Genomic DNA, 26831 nt, shown 5'->3' with positions numbered 1-26831 from the left:
ACAAGTAACTGTTTTTCAACAAGTTTCTATCTGCATCACCGCCGATGGATGTGCATTATAGACCATCTCATTCCCTTTGCAACCCCTTTTTCTAGCAATTCATATCAAGCGTACATTTTTTAGGCTTTTCACTGGATATTAGATGAGATATTAAACTTTTTTTAGTTATTCAACTTCATGTAGAATAGATTATTCGTGCAATTGATTTGGCATTAACTCACCATGTGGCACTCCGCTAAGAAAGTATTATTTTGCATACTTGTAGTGTTTGCTACGAGTGGGCCTGCTTATGCCAATTCAAAACATAACTTTTATGTGCTTACTTTATCTATTTTAAGTTATAGCAAATGGGAGAATGTAAGCACGCCTACTCTTTGTGTAATTGATAATGCATCAATTACTTCTACCTTCCAGTCTTATATTCAACAATTATCTTATAATTATCGTGTACAAACCGTTAATGCTAAAGATTTTTCTAAATCGCATTGCCAGGCTGTTTATTTCTCTACTACACCACCTCAGCAGCAACAAAACTTAATTCAGAATTATCCATATCGTTCTTTGCTTTCTTTAAGTATTAATAATCCAGAATGTGAAGTTGGTAGTATCTTTTGTTTATATAATCAAAATAATTACACCACTTTTAAAGTTAACTTAGATGCATTAAGCCATTCCAAGGTCCATATTGATCCAAGGGTTTTACTCTTGGCTAAGAACGCGGAGTAAGGATTATGATATCTAAGTTGTATCAATCCACTTCACTACATGCACTTTTTAGAAAGTCTCAATTTACGATCTTTGCTATAACTTTCTTTATTTGCTCTTTTACATTTGTATCAATTTCCGTTTTTACGATGGAAACTTATGCAAAACAAAATTTGCAATTACTTAGCCATACTCTTCTTGAGCGTATTCAACCTGCCGTTGTGTTTAACGATAAGATCACGATCGAACAAATCTTAAATGAATACACAAATGATCACTCTATTCGAGCGATTCATATTTATGACTCTGAACATCACCTGATTGCTCAAAGTTTTAAGTTGTCGAGTCAAACTTCGGTATTAGAGAAATGGTTTGATCACTGGTTTTTAAATGAGCCGGTACATTTAACGATTTATCATCATCAACAGAATGTAGGTGAACTCACCCTTTTTGGTAGCTCTGAAAAAATATTACAATTTTTAAAGATGATTATGGTCGGCCTTGCTATTGCGATGCTATTTATTGTTTGTGCATTGTGGTGGTCAGTGAATTTGACTTATCGTCAAATTATGCAAGCGATTTACCCACTCACAAATATTGCTCAAATCGTGAGTGAACAAAAAGCTTATAACCTTCGTTTTCCTTATAACCGAATAAAAGAGTTTCAAGATCTAAATACAGTTTTTAATGAGTTACTTGAAGAAATTCAGATTTGGGATAATCAGCTGCAAAAGGAAAATCGTAAATTATCGTTTCAAGCTCATCATGACCAGCTGACCCTATTACCGAATAGACATTATTTTTATCAAATACTATTAGATATGTTTGAAGATAAGGATTTTGATAATAAGTCAGCCTTATTGTTTATAGATAACAATAACTTCAAATCAATTAATGATCAGTTCGGACATTTAGCTGGTGATGAGGTTTTAAAAGAGATGGCGAAAAGGTTACAAACGCGTTTACGTCATCAAGATTTTATTGCCCGTTTAGGCGGTGATGAATTTGCGGTTATTTTGCATTCCATTACGCATGCCGATCATTTAATATCTATTGCTGAAAATTTACTCGAAAGCTGTAAAGAACCTTTGCATCTAAATGATCAAACGATTTATTTCAGTTTTAGTGTAGGGATTGCTTTATCCCAATTTGCGTCTAGTCCAGAAGATTTTATTATGCAAGCAGATCAAGCGATGTATAAGGCTAAGACTTCTGAGCAACATTGGTTTATTTATAAACCAGAGAATTAAATTTAGGCTAATTTATGAATACAAGATCTTTGAAACTCTCCTTTATTGCATTGCTGTGCATTGCGCTTGCAGGCTGCTTGAGTTTTGGTCCTTTGAAATATCGTCAAGTAAAAATGCTAAAAAAAGAGGGGTTTGTACTTACTAATGAAGGCTGGACTCTAGGTTTACCAGAACGCTTATTATTTGATTTTAATGACGCAACATTAAAACAAAGTCATGAAGCAGAGCTTACACGTTTAGCAAATCAATTAAATAAATATGATTTGAATAAATTAAAAATCGTTGGTCACACTGACGATGTAGGTAATCCTGAATACAACCAGAAGTTATCTGAAGAACGTGCACAAAGTGTTGCGAACCTCTTTTTGACTCACGGTTTTAAAAAGGAAAATATTTACGTTATTGGACGTGGTTCAACTCAACCGTATGTACCGAATACAACCAATGAAAATCGGGCAATTAATCGTCGTGTTGCTATCGTAATTATTCCTTAAATTTTTCATTGTAAAAAAGCCAATCCGTTGTGATTGGCTTTTTTGTTTTATACAAGTTCAATAATATCAATAGTAGGTGGTACACGAAATCTTAATGGTATTCCAACCATACCTGTTCCTACAGTAACAAATACATCGGCGTGTTCATGCGAATAGAAACCACGTTTATGGCCTAAAATTGATACTTTTTTCATAATATAGTTGGTTACCCACGGAAGTTCGACCTGCCCTCCATGTGTATGACCTGACAACATTAAAGGGCGGTTAGGTAATTTAGGGACCATATCTACCGTATCGGGGTTATGGGAAAGAATTAACCATGGTTTATCTTGAGGTAAGTCTGGCATTGAACGCATATCGGTTTTCCCTGCCCATAAGTCACCAATCCCGATTAAACGAAACTCATCAAACTCAACAATTTTTCCTTCAATGTCCATTACATCATTGTAGTGAAGTGCATCTTTTAATAATTGTTGAATAGGCGGACCCGGATATTGCTCGTCATGGTTCCCTGGAACTGAATAAACTGGAGCTTTAATATCTTTAAGTACACTCAGTTCCTGTACTAGCTTATCTTCTGGCTCATAAGTCCAGTCTCCTGCCACAACTACTAAGTCTGGCTGTTGTTCATTAAGCTTTTTCACAATGATTTTGAGTTGACGTTCATGCCCAGAGAATAGGCCTATATGTAAGTCTGCAATTAAAGCGACTTTTACAGGTTTAGCAAAACGGCGATCTGGGTTTAAACGATATTGGTGAACATCGACACGTACCATATGTGGCTCTATAAAACGTGCGTAAATGAGAATACCGCTTAATAAAAAGATAAAAATGGTTTCATGAATTGAGTAATAACCTATCCAACCGGCATATAAATTAAAGAACCAAAGTGGAATAAGAAGATAAGATAGATAAAAAGCAAGTAAGTGAACAAAAGCTTTAAATGGATGAATCGTTTCAGTACGTGATTGATGAACCCAAGCTTCAATAATTCCCCAGAGAGCAAGTATTGAAAAAATAAGGTAAAAACAAAAGATGATTGAATTTGGGTTCCACATTACGATTCTCGACTTATCTTATATTGATTGCTAGTGATCAAATTCAATATTTATCTTTCAATATGCACGAATTATACTCTAGCTCACCTTATCGTATGTATTGATTATGGCACAATCCTTTCATTCCAAACAGCTTCAAACTCATCAACTGGCTAAAGGCTTTTTGATTAAAGCTTCTATAGTCGTATGTTCAAGTTTCGCTGTGGCTTTGACAGGTTGTAGCACATTACCCAAACATAGCCCTGAACCAATCCAGTACGCACGAGATATCGATACATCTCAAACTTCTCTTTCAAAAATTATTACGCCTTTACGTGAAAAAAATCCGAATTTAACGGGTTATCATCTTTTAAATGATCCCTTAGAAGCACTCGCGGCTCGCTTAAGGCTGATTGATAAAGCCGAAAAGACTTTAGATTTACAATACTATATTTGGGATAACGATAAAGTCGGTGCTTTAGCTTTACATGCAATTATTCGTGCTGCTGATCGTGGTGTTAAAGTACGTTTATTAATTGACGATAATAATGCTAAAAAGATGGAAGGCGTGTTACTCGCGCTTTCTCAACATAAAAATATTGAAGTTAAATTATTTAACCCCTACCGTTTCCGCAAATATCGCGCGATGGATATGATTTTAGACTTAAAGCGTATCAATCGTCGTATGCATAACAAGAGCTTTATTGCTGATAATCAGGTTGCGCTTATTGGTGGGCGCAATATGACAAATCAGTATTACAACGTTAGTGACAGTTACCAGTTTTCTGACGTCGATGTCATGTTGGTTGGTGCTGCCGTTGATGATATCGTGAATTCTTTTGATGACTACTGGAATCATGAATATGCATATTCCGTCCAAAGTATCGTCAGTGCTCAACAACACCGTTTGCGCTATGAAAGCTTAAAACAACAACTTGATGCTCATTATCAACAAGCCACCGTTCAGAACTTCCTTGACTTAACCTCTAGATCACATGCTTTTGATAAATGGTTAGACCGTAATATTAAATTTGATTGGGTTAAAGCAGAGGTTGTGAAAGACTCACCTGATAAAATTAGATCAAAAGCGAAAAAAGAAGAACATTTAAATTTCCAATTGATTAACCATTTGGAAAAACCAGAAAGCAATGTTGACCTGATTTCGGCTTATTTTATTCCAGAAAAGCAAGGCGCTAAAATTTTAAGTACGCTTGCTAAAGAAGGTGTAGAAGTTCGAGTTTTAACAAACTCATTCAAAGCAAATGACGTAGCTGTTGTTCATGCGTTTTATGGAAAATATCGTAAAGAACTTTTGAAAAACGGCGTTCAACTTTATGAGTTTTTACCGACTCCAGATAAACGTGATTTAAATAAGAATACGGATGAGCTGGCAACCAAAGCGAAAGTAAACATGAAAGGTTTAAGCCGCTCAAGTTTACACACCAAACTTATGGCATTAGATGAACAGGTTTTTATTGGTTCATTTAACTTTGACCCACGTTCGGCGTATTTAAATACTGAAATTGGCGTAATTTTAGACAGTCCATCACTGGCCAAAACAATTCACCATACGATGGATGAAAACTTAAACAAATATGCTTATAAATTAAAGCTCGACCCAAACAATCATATTTACTGGCAACAGGAAACTCCAAAAGGCCCTGTAATTTATAAAAAAGAACCAGAAATGAAATGGTGGCAAAAGGCAGGCATGAAACTACTATCATGGCTGCCACTCGAAGGTTTTATGTAATTAACTTTTTGGCTTAAGTACTTTTTTATGTAATTGAGCCAATCCTTCAACCATTTTTTCTTGTACTTCTTGAGTCAAACTTTTTACATCATGGCCTTCTACCGAAATAGGAGGAAGTGTAAGTAAATGAGCTGTTACTTTCGGCATTTCTAGCACACGTTGAATATGCTCAACGAATGACATCTCACCAATAAATGGTGCAACGGTATCTAACTCACCATGACGGTTTACGTAACAGATTAAACATACCTGTACCGGACGCTGAGCTTCGATAGCAGCTCCGAGTAAACGACCATGAACCCGCTTAACAGAATGGCCATCTGTAGTAGTCGCTTCAGGGAAAAATAAAACTGGAATATTTTGTTTTAAAAATTCGGTAATTTGCTCTCGAATTTTAATGGAGTCACCTGATCCACGTTTAATAAATAAGGTACCCCCACCTTTCGCCAAATTGCCAAGAATAGGCCACTTTTCTATCTCGGCTTTAGCTAAGAAGAAGACACGTGCACCTGAACCTAAAACGGCGATATCAAGCCAAGAAATATGGTTACTCACCCATAAAGCGGGCTCTCTGGGGATTGTGCCATGTACTTGAACTTCAAGATTAAATACTTGGCATAAACGACGACAGAAATATTGAACATATCGAGTGTTAACAGGGTTATTTGGATCTTTATAAAGTCCATGACGATAAACTAAGTAAAAACCTTCACTGATTGCCGCAGTCGCTGAAGTAACTTTTTTTCCGTATAAACCTATTTTTGAAAATTTCTTTAACGTTGAATTCACTATACTTTGCGTTTGAGTCATAAAATTTCACTAACGATCAATCATTGTTATACCCATCTCGAGCCATTCTATACGTTTCGGAATAAACTTGCATCGCTGTGTGATAGACACAAATAAAAATAAAATGCGCTGTAGTTAATCTAAAGAATAAGAGTAAACCCTTTCCCCTTTTGTCCAAGTTTCCTCTAGAATAAAGTTTTATCTTATTCAGGATTTATAGCCACGTGGAATATGTTGATCGGCATCAAGGCGGAGAACGCACAATATTAGTGAGTGTGTCTGTACAATTATTAGATGATCTGGATGCCGAAGAATTTGCTCTACTTGCACAGTCAGCTGGTGCAGATATTCTTGAGCACATTAAAGTTCAACGTAATAAACCGGACCCTAAGTTTTTTATTGGTTCAGGTAAAGTTAACGAGATTGCAGAACAAGTTCAGGACTTAGAAGCAAGTCTTGTTATTTTTGATCATGCATTAACCCCTGCCCAAGAGCGTAATTTAGAAAAGATTTTAAAATGCCGCGTTATTGACCGCACCGGTCTCATCTTAGATATTTTTGCCCAGCGCGCGCGGACCCATGAAGGTAAATTACAAGTTGAACTTGCTCAGTTAAAACATTTATCAACCCGTTTAATCCGTGGTTGGTCTGCTGATTTTGAACAACAAAAAGGTGGTATCGGTTTACGCGGTCCCGGTGAATCACAACTCGAAACAGACCGTCGTCTCATTCGTGTTCGTATTACCCAGTTAAAAGATAAGTTAGAGAAAGTCCATCAAACCCGTATGCAAGGACGAGCTGCAAGACAAAAAGCTTCGATCCCAACTGTTTCATTAGTCGGTTATACCAACGCGGGTAAATCAACCTTATTTAATATTTTAGCAAAAAGTGATGTATATGCAGCCGACCAACTATTTGCAACACTTGATCCAACCTTACGTCGCCTAGAATGGGATGGAATTGGTACGGTGGTTCTAGCAGATACTGTAGGGTTCGTACGAAACTTACAACATGATTTGGTCGAATCATTTAAAGCAACTTTAGAAGAAACGCTTGAAGCTACCCTGCTTTTACATGTCATCGATAGTAGTAGTCATGACATGCTTGACCAGATTGAAGCCGTTGAAGGTGTATTGAAGGAAATTGGAGCGGATGCACCCGTACTTCGTGTTTATAACAAAATTGATTTGAGTGGCGAAGAGGCGAAAATTATTTATTCAGAGCCTCATGTTCCAGATCGTGTTTATGTATCTGCACACTCAGGGTTAGGTCTAGATTTACTTCGCCAAGCCGTACAAGAATGTCTAATGGGACAACTTCAGCACTTCTCATTGGTACTTAAACCTGCTTATGGCAAATTGCGTACTCAACTTTATGCCTTAAATGTCATTCAATCTGAGCATTATGACGATGAAGGGCTATTACATATCGATATACGAATTGCACCTCATAAGCTTGAGCAGTTAATTCGCCAAGCCAAACTCCCTATAGATGAGATATTAGGTGAACGCGCAAGTCAGTTTAAAAGACCACTGGAAGAGTTTGAAATCAAGCACTAGATCAGTTAAAACTTGATAAGTAAACTTTTAGAGATAAAAAATATGGATAAGATCAAAAGTATAGACTGGGCAGCATGGGTAGGAACTTTACTACTTATTATCGGTTTTCGCGAAGGCTCAGTTGTCGTTATGCGTGCTTTTGGTCATCCAGAGTTAGGCAATCTGGTAGGTTTAATTAGTTTACTTATCGTTTTACTGATTTGGCGTAAATTTAAGAAAATCCCGCTAAGACTTGTCGATACTAATAATAAAGTCATGAAAGAAAGTGGTTTTGCTTTTTTACCCATTTGTGCAGGCTCCTTAATTATGCTGGTGCATATGGGTAAAGAAATTCCGCTATTTCTTTTTGTTTTGGTAGTGAGCACCCTTATACCCTTGTGGGTCTATGCAAAAATGGCAAAACATTGGTTATAAGGAGAATAAAATGTTTATGATTCTTTATGGATTTTTGATCACTTTAGTTGGCTACCTTTGTGCAAAACCATTAAACCGCCGCTTTCCTCAAGTTCCTCTTTTAGTTTTCGGCATGTTCATTGTCATTGGGCTATTGTCAATCTTGAAAGTTCCCTATGAAGAATATCGACTTTACGTAAATGATTTATTCAGCCATTTATTAGGATATGTCACGGTTGCTTTAGCTATACCTTTGGCTGCAATGCGTTATGACGATTTACCTCTTAAATCGGTGATTGGCATTTTGTGCTTTGCCAGCATTAGTGCTGTTGCTTTACCAATGAGTCTTGCTTACCTACTGCATATGTCTGAGCCGACTATTTTGGCTTTTGCTACACGTGCAGTAACCACCCCAATTGCTTTAAACATCGCGACCTTATTACATGCTCCAGAGACATTAGTCACTCTCATTGTGATTTTATCCGGAGTTATTGGTGCAGCATTTTCACCATTTTTACTTAAGCATATACACGATGAAAGAGCCTCAGGTTTAGCTCTAGGCTTAGCTGCACACGCAATTGGAACTGCTCAGGCTTGGCAACGTGGACCTGTAGCAGGCCGTTATGCGGCATTTGGCATGGCATTAAATGGTGTATTTACTGCTATTTGGCTACCAACCTTTATGTTATCTTTTGGAATACACTGATTAAAAAGTAGTTTAAATAAACATTGAACCCGTTATTAATTACAAATAAGATGGATCTTTCAAATCTAAAAGGATTTTTTGATTATGGGGAAATTTTTTGTTGGAGCTTTGCTCCTAGTGGGAATAAATACAGCTACTTTTGCAGCTGATATTACAGGTCTTTGGCAAACGATTGACGATAAAACAGGTACACCTAAAGCACATGTAGAAATACGGAAAGAGGCAAATGGTACTTATGCAGGTAAAATCGTAAAAATTACACCGCGCCCAGGTTATACACCAAAAGAAATTTGTGATAACTGCCCTGCACCTTATACTAATAAGCCTATTTTAGGCTTAGATATCGCAACCGGGCTCAAGCAAACTGATAATTCAACCTATACAGGTGGAAAAATTCTAGACCCAAATACGGGTAAAGTTTACGGATTAAAAGCAAAACTCAGTGCAAATGGTAAACGTCTACACATGCGCGGTTACCTTGGGGTATCTGCTTTAGGCCGTAATCAGATCTGGATTCGCCTAGAATAAATATCTTAAAAATAAAAAAGCCGCTTCGGCGGCTTTTTTATTACATAACAGGGTTACTCACAGAAAAAGCTTGTTGATCTTCAAGACGATAAGCAATTAAGTTTTTACCCCATACACAACCGCCATCAACATTTTGGATGTGTTCACTAATAGTTCTACCCTCTAGAGCAGCCCAATGTCCAAAAAATATTTGATGGGTTTGTGCAGCCTTACTTGGAAATTCAAACCACGGTAAATAACCTTCTGGCATTGGTGCATCTAAAGTATCTTTAAAACTAAACTCCAAAGCCCCTTCTGCATTAGTTAAACGCATACGAGTTAAGTAATTGGTAATACAGCGTAAACGTTCATTACCTGTCAAATCATCTGTCCAAAGATCGGGTTTTGAACCATACATTTCAGCTAAAAATGCATCTAGCGCAGATAAATCATCATGCGCCAATACAGCCTCAACTTCTTTTGCCAATGCAGCAGTTTTTTGTGCATCCCAAATACAAGGTACACCTGCGTGCGTCAGTATTGTTTGCTCATTTGGAAATAAACATAACGGCTGTTTACGTAACCAATCGATAAGATCATCACCATCCACGGCGTCAATAACATCCTGCGTGCGATCTTTTTCTTTAATTTCCTTAAGACCACGAGCACCGGCAATCAGGGTTAAATCATGATTACCTAATACGGTAGCAGCAGCCCCTCGATCAGCTAGTTTTTTAATAAAACGTAGAGCACCTACAGAGTTTTCACCACGTGCAACCAAGTCACCAGCAAACCAGATAAAATCTTGATCAGGGTCAAAACGTATTTCTTTTAATAGCGCTTTGAGTGCCTCAAAACAACCTTGCACATCTCCAATTACATAGTTATAGCGCTTAGTCATTTATGCCACCATTTGATCTGCCAAAGCCACAAACTCTGCAAGAGTTAAAGTTTCTGGACGAGCCATTGGGTCGACTCCTGCTTTCTCGAAACCATCTTCTGCTAACATACCTTTAAGACTGTTTCTTAGCGTTTTACGACGTTGAGTAAAGACGTGAGCAACCAAGCGAGCTAAAGCTTTTTCATCTTTCGCCGTAATTGGTTTTTGTTCGTAAGGAACCAAGCGAAATACTGCACTTGTCACTTTTGGTGGCGGGTTAAATGCGCCTGCTGGAACTTCAAATAAAAAGGTAGGCTGACAATAATATTGGATCATGACTGATAAACGGCCATATTCTTTTGTATTCGGTTCAGCAGTAATACGTTCTACCACTTCTTTTTGCAACATGAAGTGCATGTCTTTAACTTGGCTACCAAATTCCAAGAGATGAAAAAGTAATGGTGTAGAAATGTTATAAGGCAAATTGCCGACAACGCGTAATGGACGCCCATCTTTTACAAGCTGACTAAAATCATATTTTAATGCATCAGCTTCTACGATAGTTAAACGTTCTGGATGTGGCACGCGTTCAGGTAAGCCGGCAGCTAAATCACGGTCTAATTCAACTACAGTTAATGCATCACATTCTCCAATTAGAGGAGAAGTTAAAGCAGCTAAACCTGGACCAATTTCGACGATATTATCACCCGTACGCGGATTGACTGAGCGTACAATTTTGGCAATGACTCGTTGATCATGTAAGAAGTTTTGACCAAAACGTTTACGAGCTTTATGCCCTTCATCTTTCGGGTTTAGGGCATTAATTTGATACATAGAACATTTCCAACATGAAAAATTTAACTCGCTGCCAAAGATAAAGCTAAATCGACAGCGACATTTAAACTTGAGCTTTTTGCCAATCCTGTCCCAGCTAAAGACAGAGCAGTACCATGATCGACCGAAGTCCGAATAAATGGTAAGCCCAATGTGATATTGATTGCTTCACCAAAACCCTGTGATTTTAACACAGGTAAGCCTTGATCATGGTACATCGCAAGAACAGCGTCAGCATTTTTAAGATGTTCAGGAGTAAATAAAGTATCAGCTGGCAAACTTAAACTTAATTTAGCTCCCTGTGATCGGTAGCTTTCAAGTACCGGATTGATCGTATCAATCTCTTCACGTCCCAAATAACCATCTTCGCCTGCATGAGGATTTAACCCACATACTAAGACTCGAGGATCATTAATTTTAAATTTGGTTTTTAGGTCGTGAAGTAAAATATCAATCACTTGATGCAAGCGTTCTTTGGTAATTGCATCTGCAACATCTCTTAATGGTAAATGAGTTGTCACCAGAGCCACCCGCAACGTTTTCGTTGCCAGCATCATAACAACACGCTCTACACCTGCAAATTCTTGATAATATTCAGTATGTCCACTAAATAAAATCCCTGCATCATTAATCACCGACTTTTGAACAGGAGCAGTGGTTACACCGACGCTCTTACCAGACATAGCATAATCAGCTGAGCGACGTAATTGCTCTAATACATAAGCGGCATTAGCAGCATTAAGCTGTCCATCAACGACTATAGTTTCTAGGGGTACATGTTCTATATAAAGCTCGCCTTGCAAAGACGATTCAGCTTGTCCGCTATACTCTAAAAATTTAATGTCTAGACCAAGCTTTTGAGCGCGTTGTTGTAATAGATTTCGATCAGCCAAAACCACAACAGGACGTTCATCAACCCGTTTTGCCAGACTTAAACAAATATCTGGACCAATACCGGCAGGTTCACCGGAAGTGACATATAAAGGCAGCACAATCACCCCCGACACATCTCTAAAATTTGAATTATTTTAACATATCCTACATTCATCGGATTAGGGATAAAATTATGTAGCTTATATGGGATTTTTCTTGTGATTGACAACAAACTCGTTTAGAATCTCGTCTCCTTTTTGTTTGAGCGATGTCTAGCTCAAACCAACTATAATAGGTAGTGTTTGAATGAAAACTCTCAGCGCAAAGCCTGCTGAAGTACAACACGATTGGTTCGTTGTTGATGCTACAGGTAAAACTCTTGGTCGTTTAGCGACTGAAATTGCACGTCGTTTACGCGGTAAGCACAAAACTTCTTATACTCCTCACGTTGACACTGGTGACTACATCATCGTTATCAATGCTGAACAAGTTCAAGTGACTGGTAACAAAGCGCTTGACAAGAAATACTATCGCCACACTGAATTCCCAGGCGGTTTAAAAGAAACTAATTTCGAAAAATTAGTTGCTCACAAACCTGAAGAAATCTTTGAACGTGCTGTTAAAGGCATGTTGCCAAAAGGTCCTCTTGGTTATGCAATGATCAAGAAGATGAAAGTGTACGCTGGTAGCGAGCATCCACACGCTGCTCAACAGCCACAAGTTTTGGACATCTAAGGGATACAGCACATGGCTACTAATTATGGTACAGGTCGCCGTAAGACCGCAACTGCACGTGTTTTCTTGTCAGCTGGTACAGGTAAACTCGTTATTAACAACCGTACTTTAGAGCAATATTTCGGTCGTGAAACTGCTCGTATGGTTGTTCGTCAACCTTTAGAGCTTTTAGAAGCTACTGAAAAATATGACCTTTACATCACTGTTAAAGGTGGTGGTATCGGTGGTCAAGCTGGTGCGATCCGTCACGGTATTACTCGTGCACTTATCGCTGCTGACGAAACTTTAAAACCTGTTCTTCGTCAAGCTGGTTTCGTTACTCGTGATGCTCGTGAAGTTGAACGTAAGAAACTTGGTTTACGTAAAGCTCGTAAACGTCCTCAATTCTCTAAACGTTAATTCGTTTACCGAATCGGACAAAAAGCCTTGGTTTTCCCAAGGCTTTTTTATTGCATATTCATTTTGTAGATGAGTGAAACAGATAAATATATGAAACTCTATCTTTGTCACCGTGATTTCCACGCATATTTTTAGTATTCTAACCGATTCACACAACCATACCTTGTGATATGTCGGTCGAAAACACCTCAATTCAGGGAATTACCCTTTACAGCCATGCTGATGATTTCCGTTCACACTGGATCCGTTTTTTATTGGCAGAAAAACAAATTAAATATCAATTAATCGTGACTGATCACGAAGATGAAGATCTCGCAAGCCTAAATCCTTATAATCAATTGCCAATGCTGGTTGAGCAAAATCTTAAATTATTTTCAGCACCTATCATTGCTGAGTATCTCGATGACCGATATCGTCAGAATAAACTATATGCCGATGCCCCTATGGCACGTGCAGAGCAACGCCAATATATTTGGCGTCTTGAAAATGATTGGTTTAAGTTGGCCGATCATATGCTCAGACATGCAGATACGTTAAATGTAGAACAAAAACAAAAAGCACAAAAAGAATTGCGTGACACCTTAATATCACTTACCCCTTTATTTCAGCATTTCCCTTATTTTATGTCCGAAAATTTTTCAATCCTGGACTGTATGCTTGCTCCAATTTTTGTGAGACTTAATAGCATGGGAATTGATTTACCAAAGCAGCAGTGTCGACCTATATTTTTGTATTGTAAACGTATCTTTAGCCGCCCTTCTTTTGTTAAATCCATGACGCCCCAAGAGAAAACCCGTTACAATGAACTATTAAATATGGAATAGTGTGATATGTCTGAGCAAACTATTGAATTAACCCCTACACGTCCTTATCTTGCTCGTGCAATCTATGAATGGATTTGTGACAATCAACTCACACCTTATTTACTCGTTGATGCAACACAACCACACACTGATGTACCACAACAGTTTGTGAAAGATGGGCAAATTGTTTTAAACATTGTGCCTCATGCGGTACATCAACTACTCATTAGCAATGATGCGATTACATTTTCAGCACGTTTTGGCGGCGTTTCCAAAGATATTTACGTACCTATTCAAGCAGTTTTAGGTATTTATGCACGTGAAAATGGACAAGGTTTATTCTTTGACCCTGAAGAATATGCCAATGTAGCGCCTGTAGAAGATAAGTTAGACTCAGAAACACAAGAAACATCTGAACCAACCAAGAAAAAGCCAACATTAAGAATTTTAGATTAATTTTAGAGGAATAAAGTATGGCATTTGATTTAGTCCAATACTTTGCTGAGCAAATAAAAATTCAAAAGCCTCAGCTTTTAAATCAATATCCAGCCAATGAGAAAAATAAGCTGATTGACGAAGTGAATATATTGACGCTTGGTAAATTAATCAGCTTATGGCGTCAGGACGACAATAAAATTTATCATGAAATCAAAACTGCCGATCCATTGTATATTCAAGAAGTTGCACGTCATCTAACTACGTCAAAACACAATAAGTCAGTTTTAAAAAATGCTGAACTTGAGCAAAGTATTTCTGAGATTCTGGCATTACAGTTAACAGAACTTAATCAACTTGATGAGACCGGTGGTTTCGGCCAAAGTGGTTTAAAAGAGCTCATTTTAGGGCAAGTTGAACATTTATCTGGCCAAGCTGAAGATTGGGTTTGGTCAACAAACCATCTAACAGAGCTCATTGGTTCTAAACCTGTTGAACAAGAAGAACTATCATTGGATGCAACAATGAAGGAGTTCAACCAAATGGTTCACCAAGCCCAACCACATCATGAAGATTTACATGTTGAAGAGCAACCTATCGAAACTTTTATTCCTGGATGGTCAAAAGTTATCGCTCCTCTTGTTGCTTTAGCTATTTTAGGCTATCTCTATTGTATGTATACACAGCTTGTATAATTTTGTTTTTTATAATTAAAGGGAACGTATGTTCCCTTTTTTGATTTAAATAATCATCTTCTATAAATCAATAGTGATTACTAGTAACCACAATTGCTCTTCTCTTAAATTTGGATACTAAATAGCATTTGCCGTTTTTTCACTTGTTGACCTTGCTGACCTAAAATTTCATCGACTACACCATCCACATCAGATTTAATCTGTTGCTGAATTTTCATGGCTTCAAGAATCAATAATGTTTGGCCCTTTACTACTTGATCGCCTTCATTGACTAGGATATTCACTACAGCCCCATCCATCGGTGCTCGAATTTTGCCATCTCCCGCTACATCGGTAGCTTCTGGTGCAGCGTAAGTCATATTGCGTATCAAAACATTGCCATTATCTCGATCTAGATAAAGCTGATCATCATCCAATACATATTGAACACGGCGAAGTACACCATCAATTAAGTAAACTAGCTGTTCTGGCGTTTTCTCAAGCACATCAATAACAACTGTTTGATCACAGAACTGTACCGTGAATATGTTATTTACAGATGAAACCTGCAATTGAATTTGCTGATCGGCAGTTTGTAATTTTAACGGTAATGGCACACCAAGCCCAGTTTGCCACACTGCAGTACCTTTAATTTGGCTAAATAATGCCGCAGCAATTGCTAAGGTTTCTAAAGATAAAACCTGATGGTGTAAGCTGGGATCATTTTGGAAATGCTGTTGGATGAATGCAGTATTGGTATCCCCTGTAACAACAACTGGATGGCGCAGTAAATTGACCAAGAACTGTTTATTACTATTCACTCCAAGTAAAACACTATCATCGACTGCACGAGCCAGTAAGCGAATCGCATCCTCACGGGTTTTCCCATAGGCAATCACCTTTGCTACCATCGGATCGTAAAATGGACTGACTTCATCATTTGCTAACATGCCATGATCGATTCGCACATTTGGCAAAGCTGCAGGCTTCCAGCGTAAAACTTTTCCTGTTTGTGGCAAAAAGTCCTGACGTGGGTCTTCTGCATACAAGCGCACTTCGATCGCATGTCCATTTAAGGTCAATTCATGTTGCTTTAAAGGCAACTGCTCACCATTCGCCACACGTAACTGCCATTCAACTAAATCTAACCCCGTAATAAGCTCAGTGACAGGATGCTCCACTTGCAAACGGGTATTCATCTCCAAAAAGTAAAATGCACCCGATGCATCTAGCAAAAACTCAACTGTACCTGCCCCGACATAAGCACATGCTTTTGCCGCTGCTACAGCTGCCTCACCCATTTTCTGACGCAGTTCAGGCGTCATCACCGGACATGGAGCTTCTTCAACTACTTTTTGATGACGGCGCTGAATCGAACAATCACGTTCAAATAGATAGACATAATTGCCGTGTGTATCGCCAAAAACCTGGATTTCGACATGACGCGGAGCAATAACTGCTTTTTCTAAAATGAGCTCGCCAGAACCAAAAGCATTTTCAGCTTCTGAACGTGCGGTTTGTAATGCCTCAAACAACTCGGATGTTTGCTGTACCAAACGCATGCCACGACCGCCACCACCCGAAGAAGCTTTGACCATAATTGGAAAGCCAATCTGCTCAGCTTGAGTTGTTAAATATTCGAGATCTTGTCGGTCACCTTCATACCCCGGCACACAAGGGACGCCCGCCTCAATCATGGCGATTTTTGAAAGGCGTTTACTGCCCATTAACTCAATTGCAGAAGCGGTAGGCCCAATAAAGGTAATCTGATTATCGATACATGCCTGAGCAAAATCAGTATTTTCTGACAAAAAACCATAGCCGGGGTGAACTGCATCCGCCCCTGTTTTTTTGCAAGCTTCAATAATTTTAGCGATGGAGAGATAAGACTCCGATACTTTTGAAGCACCAATATAAACAGCTTCATCAGCCTCTTGCACATGGCGAGCATTACGGTCTGCATTGGAATAAACTGCGACGGTTTGGTAACCCATTGCCTTGGCTGTTTGCATAACTCGAACTGCAATTTCACCACGATTGGCAACCAGTATTTTTGAAAATTTCATTATTTTTATCCTTATCTCTTATGTTTCATCGGCCCAATTTGGTAACCGTTTCTGGATAAAAGCCATCGTTCCTTCTTGTCCTTCAGCACTACCAACCGCTTGAGCAAACTGCTGTGCAGCATCATCTAGCAACTGATTTAAAGGTTCATTGAGTGTTCGATATAACAGTGCTTTAGTCACACGTGAAGCTTGAGGAGCTGCTCGTTTAATGTGTTGAATGGTTTCCTCTAAAGCTTGTTCAAGTTCAATTTCATTATGTGCAATTTGATGAACCACACCGACACTCAGTGCTGTATGCCCTTCAAAACGCATGCCGAGTAAAGCAAGTCGGCGTGCCTGAGTCAGGCCAATACGTTTCACCACAAAAGGAGCAATTTGAGCAGGAATCACACCAAGCCCAGTTTCAGGTAAACCAAACTGCGCATTATCACGGCTAATGGCAACATCAGAAACACATGCCAGCCCAAAACCTCCACCTAACACCGCACCTTCTAAAATGACCACAACAGTCTGTGGTGCAGCTTCAACTTGCTCAAGCATGGCACCAAAACGGCGGTTAAAGTCAGTATAAGGTTGTAGACTACCAATGTTAGTTGCTTCAACGCGTAAAGCAGCCATGTCCTTAATATCACCACCTGCGCAGAAAGTCCCACCTTCACCACGAAAGATGACTGCACGAATTGAAAGATCATCACGTATGGCATTAAAGACTTGTTGAATTGCATTGACCATATTCAAGTTCATGGCATTACGGCTCTCCGGTCGGTTTAACCAAAGATATAAAATACTGCCGTCTTGTTCTAATTGAATACTGTCATCAATATCTAAAGCTTGAAGCGATGCTGAAAGTGTCATGGCTGATTCCTTATTTTTGTTTTTTTGGCAAGATATCCATCAACTTACAGATAATCCCCAACATAATCTCATCTGCTCCACCGCCAATAGAGCCTAAACGACCATCACGATATAGCTGGGATGCAGGGTTATCCCACATAAAGCCATTGCCACCCCAATATTGTAGACAGCTATCAGCAACTTCACGGCTTAAACGGCCTGCTTTGAGCTTTGCCATAGATGCCAGTTTGGTCACATCTTCACCAGCAATATGCTGTTCACACGCTTGGTAGGTTAAGGCTTTAAGCGCTTCTACTTCAGTCATGAGTTCGGCAAAACGAAAATGGATATATTGGTTATTAATGAGTGGTTGACCAAACGTCGTACGCTCTTTGGTATAGGCGATAGTCTTTTGAATTAAATTTTCCAAACCACCAATTGCATTAGCACAAGCCCATAAACGCTCTTCCTGAAATTGCATCATCTGCATCATGAAGCCCATACCTTCAACGCCAACCAAATTACGCTGAGGTACACGTACATTGTCCAAATAAACTTGTGCTGTGGTCGTTGAACGCATACCTAATTTATTTAACGGTTCTGAAAAACTAATCCCTTTAGTTTTGGCTGGCACAATAATCATCGACTTATTAACATGTGGTTTATCGTCAGACGTATTGGCTAAAAGACAAAAGAAGTCGGCTTGCAGTGAGTTGGTAATCCACATCTTGCTGCCGTTAATGACATAGTCATCGCCATCTTTTTTAGCAGTCGTTTTAATAGCAGCAACATCCGAACCAGCATGTACTTCCGATACCGCAATTGAGGCAACATATTCTCCAGCAATGGCTGGTGTTAAAAACTCATCACGTAATTCTTTGCTGCCAAAACGCGCCAAAGCAGGTGTTGCCATATCGGTTTGTACACCAATGGCTAAAGGCACACCGCCACAAGCTGCTCGTCCAATTTCTTCGGCAACCACAAGGTTATAAGAGTAATCTAAAGCCAGACCACCATTTTCCTCAGGCTTACAAATCCCCAATAGGCCAAGATCACCCATCTTTTTAAATACATCGTGGATCGGGAAACGTCCAGCTTCTTCCCATTCCGGAATATTCGGATTCAGTTCATTTTCAACAAATTGACGCGCTGTGCGACGTAATGCTTCATGTTCGGCAGTAAATTTCATGATGTTGTTCCTATTAATTTTTTTAATTACGGCAAAGGTTTATTAAAAACGAGACACACCAAAACGGGTCGGATTTAGATCGCGCTGCTGTGCTTCATAAATGGTTTGTAAAAGAAAAATCAGTAATTTTCGGGTATCTCGCGGGTCAATAATGCCGTCATCATGTAGCATGGCCGTATTGAAAAGCGCGGTAGATTGCTGCTCTAATTTCATGGCTGTACTTTGCTCAAGAAAATCGAGCATTTGCGGATTCGGTTCCTGCCCGGAAGCTTTTTGTTTCCCTTCAGCAACAATACGTAGTACCTTTCCGGCCTGTGCAGCCCCCATTACAGCAACATGCGAGTTCGGCCAAGCAAAAATAAAATCTGGCGATAAACTCCGACCACACATTGCGTAGTTACCAGCACCATATGACCCTGCCACAACGATTGAAATTTTAGGTACAGTACAATTGGCAACCGCTTGAATCAGTTTTGAGCCATGCTTAATAATGCCATTTTGCTCGGCATCGGTTCCCACCATAAAGCCAGTAGTGTTATGTAAGAATAATAACGGGCGGTTAGTCTGTTCACATAAGTGAATAAACTGCGCTGCTTTCACTGCTCCTTGAGGGGTAATCGGACCATTATTGGTAATAATACCGATATGCAAACCACCAATTTTTGCCCAGCCACATACCGTTAAATCATCATATTCCTGCTTAAATTCTAGAAAATCTGAATCGTCAATAATGCGGGCAACCACTTCTTTCATATCAAATGGTTGTTTAGGATCACTTGGAATCACACCCAACAGTTCCTCGGTATCGTAACGAGGCTCTTTATAAGTCACATCAACTGGTTTGATTTGCTCTTTCCAGTTGAGGTGTTCAAAAATTTCACGTGCAAGCCGAATTCCATCGGCATCATTTTCTGCTAAGTATTCTGCGGTTCCAGCAACCTGCGCATGCATTTCCGCCCCACCCAATTCCTCCGCTGTAGCGACTTCACCCGTAGCAGCCAAAAGTAAAGGTGGGCCTGCAAGTAACATTTCAGTCTGTTTACGTACAGCAATCACATAGTCCGAAAGACCTGGTTGATAAGCTCCTCCTGCCGTTGCATTCCCATGTACCACTGCAAGTTGTGGAATACCTGCTGCAGACAAACGTGCCTGATTGGCAAAAGTCATACCACCATAGGTAAATACTTCAGCTGCATAATTTAAGTTAGCGCCGCCACTTTCGGTCAGCGTAATCAGCGGGAGTTTTTGTTCTAAGGCAATTTTTTGCAAACGCAAAGTTTTCTGTACGCCCATAGGAGACATGGTCCCGCCTTTAATCGCGCTATTACTTGCAGAGACCAGACAACGCACACCACTGACAAAACCAATGCCAGCAATTACACCACCACCAGCTTCGGAGCCATCCTTGTCATCATGCATGTTGTAGCCAACCAAACCACAAAGCTCGACAAAAGGCGAATCAGCATCGAGCAATAACCGTATACGCTCATGCGGCAGAATCTTGCCCTTTTTATCGAATTTCGGTTTAGCAGCATACGATTTATCAATGCTTTTTTGCTGAATTGCACGGACTTCACTCAGCTGAGCAAGCAGTGCCTCTTTATTCTTTTGATACTGTTCACTACCAACAGTAATTTCGGATTGAAGAATGGTCATTTTTTATTCCTCACTCCGAGCCTGAATTATTGCTTTGCTCGACTTTCTCAGTCTTATCTTTTTTAAAAATTTCAGGAATAAACGCGCGGTGGAAACCATTATAAGACTGACTATTTGTCGCTTCGGCTAGTGGGTACATGCGTGTCCCTTGCGATGCAGCGCCATCAATACGCAAAGTTACACCTGACACAAAAGCCGCAGCATCTGACAGTAAATAACAAATCGCCGATGAAACTTCCGACTCAGTTCCCATACGTTTTAGCGGTACATTGCCAGCAAGACTTGGAATAACCACTTTGGCAAAATCACCGCTATAATTATCCATACCGGATGACACAATCCACCCCGGTGCAACCGCATTTACACGAACGCCAGATTTGCCCCACTCAACCGATGCTGTTTTAGTTAAGTTATCAACCCCTGAACGCGCAGCACCAGAATGTCCCATTCCCGGCATACCGCCCCACATATCAGCAGTCATATTGACAATACTGCCGCCATGTTTAACCATCCATTGGTTATAAGCTTCACGCATTAAATAGAAAGTTGCGTGTAAATTATTACGCACGACTGCATCGAAACCATTCGCCGAAATATTCTCTAAAGCTGAGGGGAACTGCCCGCCTGCATTATTTACCAAACCATCGAGTTTGCCGAATTTCTCAATCACTTCGGCAATCATATTTTTCACTTGTTCTTCTTCACGGTTATCACAAACAATGAAATGAACTAAACCACCATCTTCTATAATTTCTTGGCTTACTTTCTCTAATTTTTCAATTTTGCGTCCTGTAATCACGACTTGAGCGCCAAGGGCTGCAAGCTCATGTGCAGTACAGCGTCCAATTCCTGAGCCACCACCTGTCACAATAATGACTTTATTGGCGAAAGCATCTGGTCTAAATATTGATTGATAACTCATCTTTGTTTCATCCATTCATTTTATTTTTCTAAAAGATGTGCCGGAACTTTAACAGGCATATCCAATAACTGTTGGGCAAAGGCTTTACCTTGCGGATCAATACGCAAGCTTGCAACACCACCACCGCCTAAGGCATTCTCCAACATAAAATTTAGTGCATTTAAACCCGGTAACTCATAACGGATTACTCGCCCTTTCTCAGCATCCAAAACATGCTGCATATAGCTTGCAACAGACTGTTCAGTTAGTGCTGCACGAATCCATGGTAAATAGTCTGCTTTACGTGCAATCACGCCAATATTGCTATGGTTGCCTTTATCACCACTGCGGGCATGCGCAATTTCAATCAAAGGAACTTCAATTTCATCTCCTTGATAAACTGCATTTTCACCTGCCGTCAATGTAGGCAATTGCTCTGTAGAAACCCCTTGTGGAATCTCAACTGGGTAACGTTTGCCTTCAAAATCAATTTCAATATTCAATTGATTTTTATCAATTAAAAATGAAAATAACTTAATCACTGGAGATGCTTTTGGTCGACCTCCAACAATTCCTGCCAAGGCTGGAGCCATACCTGTTGAAGCTTGTGCAATTTCAGATGCAAAGAACATACATGCTTCTTTAAACATGTGTTTTACAGCTATTTTAACTACCACTTCACGACTATTTAATGTTTGGGCATGGTCGCCATAGGTACTTTCAATACCTAAAATTTCAACAGACTTTTCACTAAATGGCGGCACTGAGCGCATTGCTAAAACACGTTCGCACTTAGTCAAAATCGCATCAGCAATGACTTGTGCTTTTCGTGGTGCCTCACGTCCTGCAATGAGGAAACTCACTAAAACCCGATATCCATCTGGGTAAGTCGCGCTGACTTTATATTGTGTAGTTGGTGCTTGTCCTTTTGCACCCGTCACACGAACTCGGTGCTCCCCGACTTGCTCTAAATGCACGTGGCTGAAATCAGCAATTACATCGGGTAGTAAATATGCTTGAGGATTGCCTATTTCATAAACAATTTGCTCTGCAACAGTAGCAGTAGAAACCAGACCACCCGTACCTTGAGGCTTAGTTACAACAAATGAGCCATCTTCACTCACTTCAACCACTGGAAAGCCCATGTTGTCGAAGCCCTGTACCAATTGCCAATCGGTAAAATTACCACCCGTACATTGGGCTCCACATTCAATCACATGACCTGCCAACGAACCTTGCGCCAATTTGTCATAGTCATCTAAAGGCCACTGATATTCATGAAGTAAGGGTGCAAGTACCACAGCAGAGTCAACTACACGGCCAGTAATTACAATATCGGCGCCTAAGTCTAAGGCATCACGAATAGCAACCGCGCCTAAATAAGCATTACTGCTTGCCACCTGTTCTGGCAACGCTTCTCCGCTAAACATTTCTTGAATATTCTGTGATTTTAGCTGCTCATGTTTTGGCAAAAGATCATCACCTAACACCACAGCCACTTTCAGATCTAGACCATACTCTTTAATAATTTTTTGCAATGCGTCCCGACAAGCCAATGGATTAACACCACCCGCATTACTAATCACTTTAATCTTTTTTTCAGCAATTTTTTTTAGTAAGGGTGCCATGACTCGGCTGACAAAATCTAAAGCGTAACCATGTTTCGGTTCTACCATCTTCGCTTTTGCCATAATCGACATGGTAATCTCGGACAAATAATCAAAAACCAAATAATTAATATCGGTCAAATGCACTAACTGAAAAGCGGCAGTATTGGTATCTCCCCAAAACCCAGAGGCACAACCTATTTTTACGACTCGATGATCATCCTGCTGATTATTTGCCATTCTATTTCTCATTATTTTGTCTAAAAATCAGCCTCAACATTACCAAGCAAGCGCTTGGTTTGTAAAGCGCAAAATGTTATTGTGATGTTGACCAAATCTTCCAAATTCGGCAAATAATCTGAAATGCGATGAAATTTAGTGAAAATTTCCACTATAGACTTTTAGATAAAGGAACAAACTGAGCACATGATTGCCACCTCAATTGAACAGATTCCATATATCCCCTGCTTTGATGACAGTCCACGTGGCCGTTTATTACACGGTGCAGCCTATCTTTTTCATAAGCAAGGCTATGATAAAACCACTGTTCGTGAACTTGCTCAGTTTATTGGAATCCAATCGGGAAGCTTATTTCATCATTTCAAAAGTAAAGATGATATCCTCGCTCATGTGATGGAACAGACCATTATCTATAATCTTGCCCGTTTAAATGATGCAGCAACTCAATCTACAGACCCAGAACAACAATTACGTGCTCTTATTAAAGCCGAACTGATCTCAATTACTGGAGATACTGGTGCAGCCATGGCTGTGTTGGTGTACGAATGGTTCGCTCTATCAAAAGAAAAGCAAGATTATCTTTTAAAAATGCGTAATGAATATGAACAAATCTGGCTCGACGTTATAGAAAAGTTACGCACACAAGGTAAAGTCAAACACGATGCTTTTATTTGGCGACGCTTAATTGGCGGTGCAATTTCATGGACTGTAACTTGGTATAAATCTGAGGGTAAAGCCAAAATTGATGAGTTAACGGAAATGGTTTGGGAAATGGCTTTGAAATAAAAAAGGTGGCTCAAAGTCCACCTTATAAGAATTAATAACCAAGCTGTTTACTAATCAAATCTTTCATAATTTCTTCAGCACCACCGCCAATCATATTGACCTTTACTTCACGGTAAATACGTTCTGACTTGGTACCTCGCATAAAGCCCATACCACCTAATGTTTGTACAGCCGCATCAGCACAAAATTGCATAGTGCGAGTCGCAACATTTTTAAGCATTGAAATTTGCGCCACCAACTCAGGTCCTTGTAACTTCGGCTGAGTCATTTTCCATGCTGTTTCTTCAAGTAATGCCCTCGTTGAGGTCAGTTGGGTTGCCATATCTACCAATTTATGGCGTACTACTTGATGATCAATTAATCGCTTACCAAAAGTTTTACGTTGCTGTGCCCACTCTAAAGCTTCTTCATAACAGACTAATGCATACCCATAAGCGACTACTCCCAAGAAAAACCGCTCCATATTAAAGTTATTCATAATAACTTTAAAACCGGCATTTTCTTTGCCAAGTAGATTTGATGCAGGTACTCGTACTTGATCAAAATGCAAATGTGCCGTATCTGATGCCCACCATCCCATTTTCTTCAAAGGCGTTTTAGTAATACCTTCACTATGGGCATCAATGAGTAACATTGAAATGCCTTCTGCACCCGTTTTTGTCGGATCAGTACGCACTGCAACTGTATAATAGTCTGCACGAATTCCCGATGTAATAAATGTTTTCTCGCCCGAAACAATATAATAATCCCCATCTCTGACAGCTTTAGTCTGTAACGCAGCAACATCTGAACCACCACCAGGTTCTGTAATCGCTAAAGCCGAAATTTTCTCACCGGAAATAATACCTGGCAGAACTCTAGCCTTTAACTCCTCACTCCCAAAGTGCTGAATGGGAGGGGCGCCAATGGTATGGACCATGAGCGAGATATGCACCCCACCTGAACCCGCCTTTGCCATTTCGATACCAGCCAGTAATGAATAGAATGGATCTGCATCTGGAATACCACCATATTCTTCTGAAAAACCTAGACCCAATAATCCAATTTCGGCAGCCTTTTTATAAAGTTCTCTTGGGAATGTCTCAGCCTCATCCCATTCATTAACGAAAGGTGTCATTTCTTTTTGTACAAATCTACGAACATTATCGGCAAAAGCTATATGTTGTTCATTATAGTAAATTGGATTGAGCTGCATTTTTAGAAATGTCCTGATGTTTTTATTTAATTCCAGAACATATCTTGTCATGTTTACCATCAGTCAAAAGTTGCAAGAATCTCCATTTTCTTGGCATAAAATATCAAATCCAGACGATCGAGTTGATTCGCAAGACCTATACCCTTAAACAGCAGCGAAAACCACGAGCTGCATAATATGACTGGGCTCCATTGTGATAGATGAAGACTCGACCATAGCGACGGTCCGCAAAAAGAGCTCCTCCTAATTTTCGAATTTCCTCTGGAGTAGCAAGCCAGCTTGATGTTTTTAGATCAAACTCCCCGAGCTGTTGTAATTGGTGATATTGCTCTTCTGTTAGGAGTTCAGCCCCTATTTCTTGGACTAAGTCTATTGCGCTATTTTTAGGAGGATGGTCTTTTCTAGACTCTAAGGCTTCTCGGTCATAGCAAAGGCTTCTACGACCTTGAGGGGTTTCAGCAGAACAATCGACGAATAAATATTCATCTTTTTGCTTGTTATACGCTACAACGTCTGGCTCTCCCCCAGTATTCTCCATTTCTTGCAATGTCCATAGTTTATCTGGAGACTCAATAAGTTTAGCTCGCACATTCGTCCAATCAATTTCTTTATGTCGATGTATATTCTTTTCAAATCTATTTTTTAATAATTCAAGCAACATATCTATTTGTTTTGAAGTCAATTGTTTTTTAGTCATCATTGAATACACCTTATAGTTATTAAACAGAACGCCCATCAAAATAATTTATTTTCTTTGTTTAATATCGAGGGCTTCTCTGCCTCAAACATTAATTGCAGAGATAGAACTCAATCCAATCTCTCTACATGAGGGTCCATAATTAAGATAATAAATAATCCTTTACTATATATTTAATTCCAAAAGTGTCCACAACGCTTACATTTACTCCCATTTTTAAAAGAAAATAAAGGTAGGCCGAAAAACATAAACACTAAAAAGGCAGATTTTTTTCCTTTAGTATTAACCTCTATATCCAAACTTCCACACTCAGGACAATATTCTTTATTCTCCCCGAACTTTTGTTCAAGCTCATCACTAAAGTCTTTTTCAAGAAATAACTTCGCTTCATCAACATAGTTTTCTGGAACTAATAAACGAACTCCACCTAAAGCATTAGAATAAAACCAATCCATATTAATTGTATGCTCATTTTCAATATAAGCAGGAATTCCAAATGCTTCTAATTGAGTTTTTGCAATTTGTGCCTCATAAGGAAACGAGAAAGTTTTAACTACGATCCATTGCATATTAAATTTCTGATGAGGTAAATAACTTTAGATTAGCTTTATTTCTTTATAATTTGAATCAATTTTAAAGTTTAAAGGATTGAGGATACAAATTCCAGCTATAAAAATTGATTGATTTCTCATATAAAAAAATACCCCAACCTCTTTTGAGATTGGGGTGTTTAGAATAATGAGCTGGCGATGACTTACTCTCACATGGGTAATCCCACACTACCATCAGCGCTAAGAGGTTTCACTTCTGAGTTCGGGAAGGGATCAGGTGGTT

28 protein-coding genes and 1 rRNA gene are annotated in these 26831 nt (G+C 39.4%); 14 read left to right on the top strand and 15 right to left on the bottom strand.

All coding sequences use genetic code 11. The annotated features are described in order from the left end of the window. Positions 1-222 precede the first annotated feature (222 nt). From KNQ97_RS18860 to KNQ97_RS18850, 3 genes are read left to right on the top strand one after another with little or no spacing between them, the layout of a single operon-like run. Positions 223-726 (top strand): YfiR family protein, encoded by a 504-nt coding sequence (locus tag KNQ97_RS18860; protein WP_001985194.1) that lies wholly within the window; start codon positions 223-225, stop codon positions 724-726. Positions 727-731: 5 nt separating this feature from the next. Next, positions 732-1955 carry a diguanylate cyclase gene (locus KNQ97_RS18855; protein ID WP_002014284.1) on the top strand — a complete coding sequence of 408 codons (1224 nt, stop codon included), beginning with the start codon at positions 732-734 and terminating at the stop codon, positions 1953-1955. Positions 1956-1969: 14 nt separating this feature from the next. Then, positions 1970-2449, top strand: a complete 480-nt coding sequence (locus KNQ97_RS18850) for an OmpA family protein (protein ID WP_001097560.1) — start codon at positions 1970-1972, stop codon at positions 2447-2449. Positions 2450-2496: 47 nt separating this feature from the next. On the opposite strand, the gene KNQ97_RS18845 is transcribed toward KNQ97_RS18850, so the two are convergent. Further along, positions 2497-3507, bottom strand: coding sequence for a metallophosphoesterase (locus KNQ97_RS18845; RefSeq protein WP_000267335.1), 1011 nt, complete (start codon positions 3505-3507; stop codon positions 2497-2499). A 106-nt stretch (positions 3508-3613) separates the two neighbouring features. Between KNQ97_RS18845 and KNQ97_RS18840 the strand changes: the two genes are divergently transcribed. After that, positions 3614-5239 (top strand): phospholipase D family protein, encoded by a 1626-nt coding sequence (locus tag KNQ97_RS18840; RefSeq protein ID WP_000079184.1) that lies wholly within the window; start codon positions 3614-3616, stop codon positions 5237-5239. Here KNQ97_RS18840 and KNQ97_RS18835 read toward each other — a convergent pair whose 3' ends face one another. After that, entirely contained in the window at positions 5240-6049 is an 810-nt protein-coding gene (locus KNQ97_RS18835; RefSeq protein ID WP_000195147.1) for a 1-acyl-sn-glycerol-3-phosphate acyltransferase, read from the bottom strand. Between the two features lie 203 nt (positions 6050-6252). On the opposite strand from KNQ97_RS18835, the gene hflX reads away from it, so the two are divergent. The 4 genes from hflX (at position 6253) to KNQ97_RS18815 (ending at position 9214) form a co-directional block, all read left to right on the top strand. Beyond that, positions 6253-7587 carry a ribosome rescue GTPase HflX gene (hflX, locus tag KNQ97_RS18830; RefSeq protein ID WP_016685179.1) on the top strand — a complete coding sequence of 445 codons (1335 nt, stop codon included), beginning with the start codon at positions 6253-6255 and terminating at the stop codon, positions 7585-7587. Positions 7588-7629: 42 nt separating this feature from the next. Continuing rightward, on the top strand, positions 7630-8001 hold the full coding sequence (locus KNQ97_RS18825) for a hypothetical protein (RefSeq protein ID WP_000357904.1): 372 nt from the start codon (positions 7630-7632) through the stop codon (positions 7999-8001). 10 nt (positions 8002-8011) lie between these two features. After that, positions 8012-8686: an LrgB family protein gene (locus KNQ97_RS18820; RefSeq protein ID WP_000480819.1), complete on the top strand. Its 675-nt coding sequence runs from the start codon at positions 8012-8014 to the stop codon at positions 8684-8686. Between the two features lie 84 nt (positions 8687-8770). Next, entirely contained in the window at positions 8771-9214 is a 444-nt protein-coding gene (locus tag KNQ97_RS18815; protein WP_000514366.1) for a DUF2147 domain-containing protein, read from the top strand. 40 nt (positions 9215-9254) lie between these two features. On the opposite strand, the gene KNQ97_RS18810 is transcribed toward KNQ97_RS18815, so the two are convergent. From KNQ97_RS18810 to pdxA, 3 genes are read right to left on the bottom strand one after another with little or no spacing between them, the layout of a single operon-like run. Further along, positions 9255-10094 carry a symmetrical bis(5'-nucleosyl)-tetraphosphatase gene (locus KNQ97_RS18810; RefSeq protein WP_000167237.1) on the bottom strand — a complete coding sequence of 280 codons (840 nt, stop codon included), beginning with the start codon at positions 10092-10094 and terminating at the stop codon, positions 9255-9257. Next, positions 10095-10907, bottom strand: coding sequence for a 16S rRNA (adenine(1518)-N(6)/adenine(1519)-N(6))-dimethyltransferase RsmA (rsmA, locus tag KNQ97_RS18805; protein ID WP_000284347.1), 813 nt, complete (start codon positions 10905-10907; stop codon positions 10095-10097). It lies immediately after the preceding gene. Between the two features lie 23 nt (positions 10908-10930). Next, complete coding sequence (gene pdxA, locus KNQ97_RS18800) at positions 10931-11914, bottom strand: 4-hydroxythreonine-4-phosphate dehydrogenase PdxA (protein ID WP_253612609.1); 984 nt, start codon at positions 11912-11914, stop codon at positions 10931-10933. A gap of 172 nt (positions 11915-12086) precedes the next feature. On the opposite strand from pdxA, the gene rplM reads away from it, so the two are divergent. From rplM to KNQ97_RS18775, 5 genes are all read left to right on the top strand, one after another. Next, positions 12087-12515, top strand: coding sequence for a 50S ribosomal protein L13 (gene rplM, locus KNQ97_RS18795; protein WP_000854895.1), 429 nt, complete (start codon positions 12087-12089; stop codon positions 12513-12515). A gap of 12 nt (positions 12516-12527) precedes the next feature. Then, positions 12528-12914 carry a 30S ribosomal protein S9 gene (gene rpsI, locus KNQ97_RS18790; protein ID WP_000224786.1) on the top strand — a complete coding sequence of 129 codons (387 nt, stop codon included), beginning with the start codon at positions 12528-12530 and terminating at the stop codon, positions 12912-12914. Between the two features lie 170 nt (positions 12915-13084). Further along, the gene (locus KNQ97_RS18785; protein ID WP_000110148.1) at positions 13085-13738 is read left to right on the top strand and encodes a glutathione S-transferase N-terminal domain-containing protein; all 654 of its coding nucleotides are present in this window, start codon (positions 13085-13087) and stop codon (positions 13736-13738) included. 6 nt (positions 13739-13744) lie between these two features. After that, positions 13745-14173: a ClpXP protease specificity-enhancing factor gene (locus tag KNQ97_RS18780; protein ID WP_000003709.1), complete on the top strand. Its 429-nt coding sequence runs from the start codon at positions 13745-13747 to the stop codon at positions 14171-14173. 17 nt (positions 14174-14190) lie between these two features. Continuing rightward, complete coding sequence (locus KNQ97_RS18775; protein WP_000863321.1) at positions 14191-14847, top strand: hypothetical protein; 657 nt, start codon at positions 14191-14193, stop codon at positions 14845-14847. 104 nt (positions 14848-14951) lie between these two features. Here the strand turns inward: KNQ97_RS18775 and KNQ97_RS18770 are convergent, their stop codons facing one another. Genes KNQ97_RS18770 through KNQ97_RS18745 form a run of 6 tightly spaced genes read right to left on the bottom strand, consistent with a single transcriptional unit; the run spans position 14952 to position 23319 of the window. Then, entirely contained in the window at positions 14952-16892 is a 1941-nt protein-coding gene (locus KNQ97_RS18770; protein ID WP_253612608.1) for an acetyl/propionyl/methylcrotonyl-CoA carboxylase subunit alpha, read from the bottom strand. An 18-nt stretch (positions 16893-16910) separates the two neighbouring features. Continuing rightward, positions 16911-17747, bottom strand: a complete 837-nt coding sequence (locus KNQ97_RS18765; RefSeq protein WP_103236403.1) for an enoyl-CoA hydratase/isomerase family protein — start codon at positions 17745-17747, stop codon at positions 16911-16913. A 10-nt stretch (positions 17748-17757) separates the two neighbouring features. Then, positions 17758-18915: an acyl-CoA dehydrogenase family protein gene (locus tag KNQ97_RS18760; protein ID WP_000673016.1), complete on the bottom strand. Its 1158-nt coding sequence runs from the start codon at positions 18913-18915 to the stop codon at positions 17758-17760. Positions 18916-18957: 42 nt separating this feature from the next. Next, entirely contained in the window at positions 18958-20571 is a 1614-nt protein-coding gene (locus KNQ97_RS18755) for an acyl-CoA carboxylase subunit beta (RefSeq protein ID WP_103236402.1), read from the bottom strand. Between the two features lie 10 nt (positions 20572-20581). Beyond that, entirely contained in the window at positions 20582-21493 is a 912-nt protein-coding gene (locus KNQ97_RS18750; protein WP_213064276.1) for an SDR family oxidoreductase, read from the bottom strand. Positions 21494-21513: 20 nt separating this feature from the next. After that, on the bottom strand, positions 21514-23319 hold the full coding sequence (locus KNQ97_RS18745) for an acyclic terpene utilization AtuA family protein (protein WP_065709754.1): 1806 nt from the start codon (positions 23317-23319) through the stop codon (positions 21514-21516). Positions 23320-23505: 186 nt separating this feature from the next. Between KNQ97_RS18745 and KNQ97_RS18740 the strand changes: the two genes are divergently transcribed. Beyond that, positions 23506-24105, top strand: coding sequence for a TetR/AcrR family transcriptional regulator (locus KNQ97_RS18740; protein WP_253612607.1), 600 nt, complete (start codon positions 23506-23508; stop codon positions 24103-24105). 31 nt (positions 24106-24136) lie between these two features. On the opposite strand, the gene KNQ97_RS18735 is transcribed toward KNQ97_RS18740, so the two are convergent. The 4 genes from KNQ97_RS18735 to rrf all read right to left on the bottom strand — a co-directional run. Then, a complete protein-coding gene (locus tag KNQ97_RS18735; RefSeq protein WP_001176661.1) occupies positions 24137-25300 on the bottom strand; it encodes an acyl-CoA dehydrogenase family protein in 1164 nt (387 codons plus the stop codon). 136 nt (positions 25301-25436) lie between these two features. Next, a complete protein-coding gene (locus KNQ97_RS18730) occupies positions 25437-26000 on the bottom strand; it encodes a DUF4256 domain-containing protein (protein WP_000988422.1) in 564 nt (187 codons plus the stop codon). Positions 26001-26170: 170 nt separating this feature from the next. Beyond that, entirely contained in the window at positions 26171-26566 is a 396-nt protein-coding gene (locus KNQ97_RS18725; RefSeq protein ID WP_001198600.1) for a DUF2007 domain-containing protein, read from the bottom strand. A gap of 172 nt (positions 26567-26738) precedes the next feature. Further along, positions 26739-26831: ribosomal RNA gene (rrf, locus tag KNQ97_RS18720) — 5S ribosomal RNA — on the bottom strand; the annotation flags it as partial.

The organism is Acinetobacter sp. UC24323, assembly GCF_024151445.1.
GTDB lineage: Bacteria > Pseudomonadota > Gammaproteobacteria > Pseudomonadales > Moraxellaceae > Acinetobacter > Acinetobacter baumannii.
This window is presented reverse-complemented; position numbering and strand designations above follow the sequence as displayed.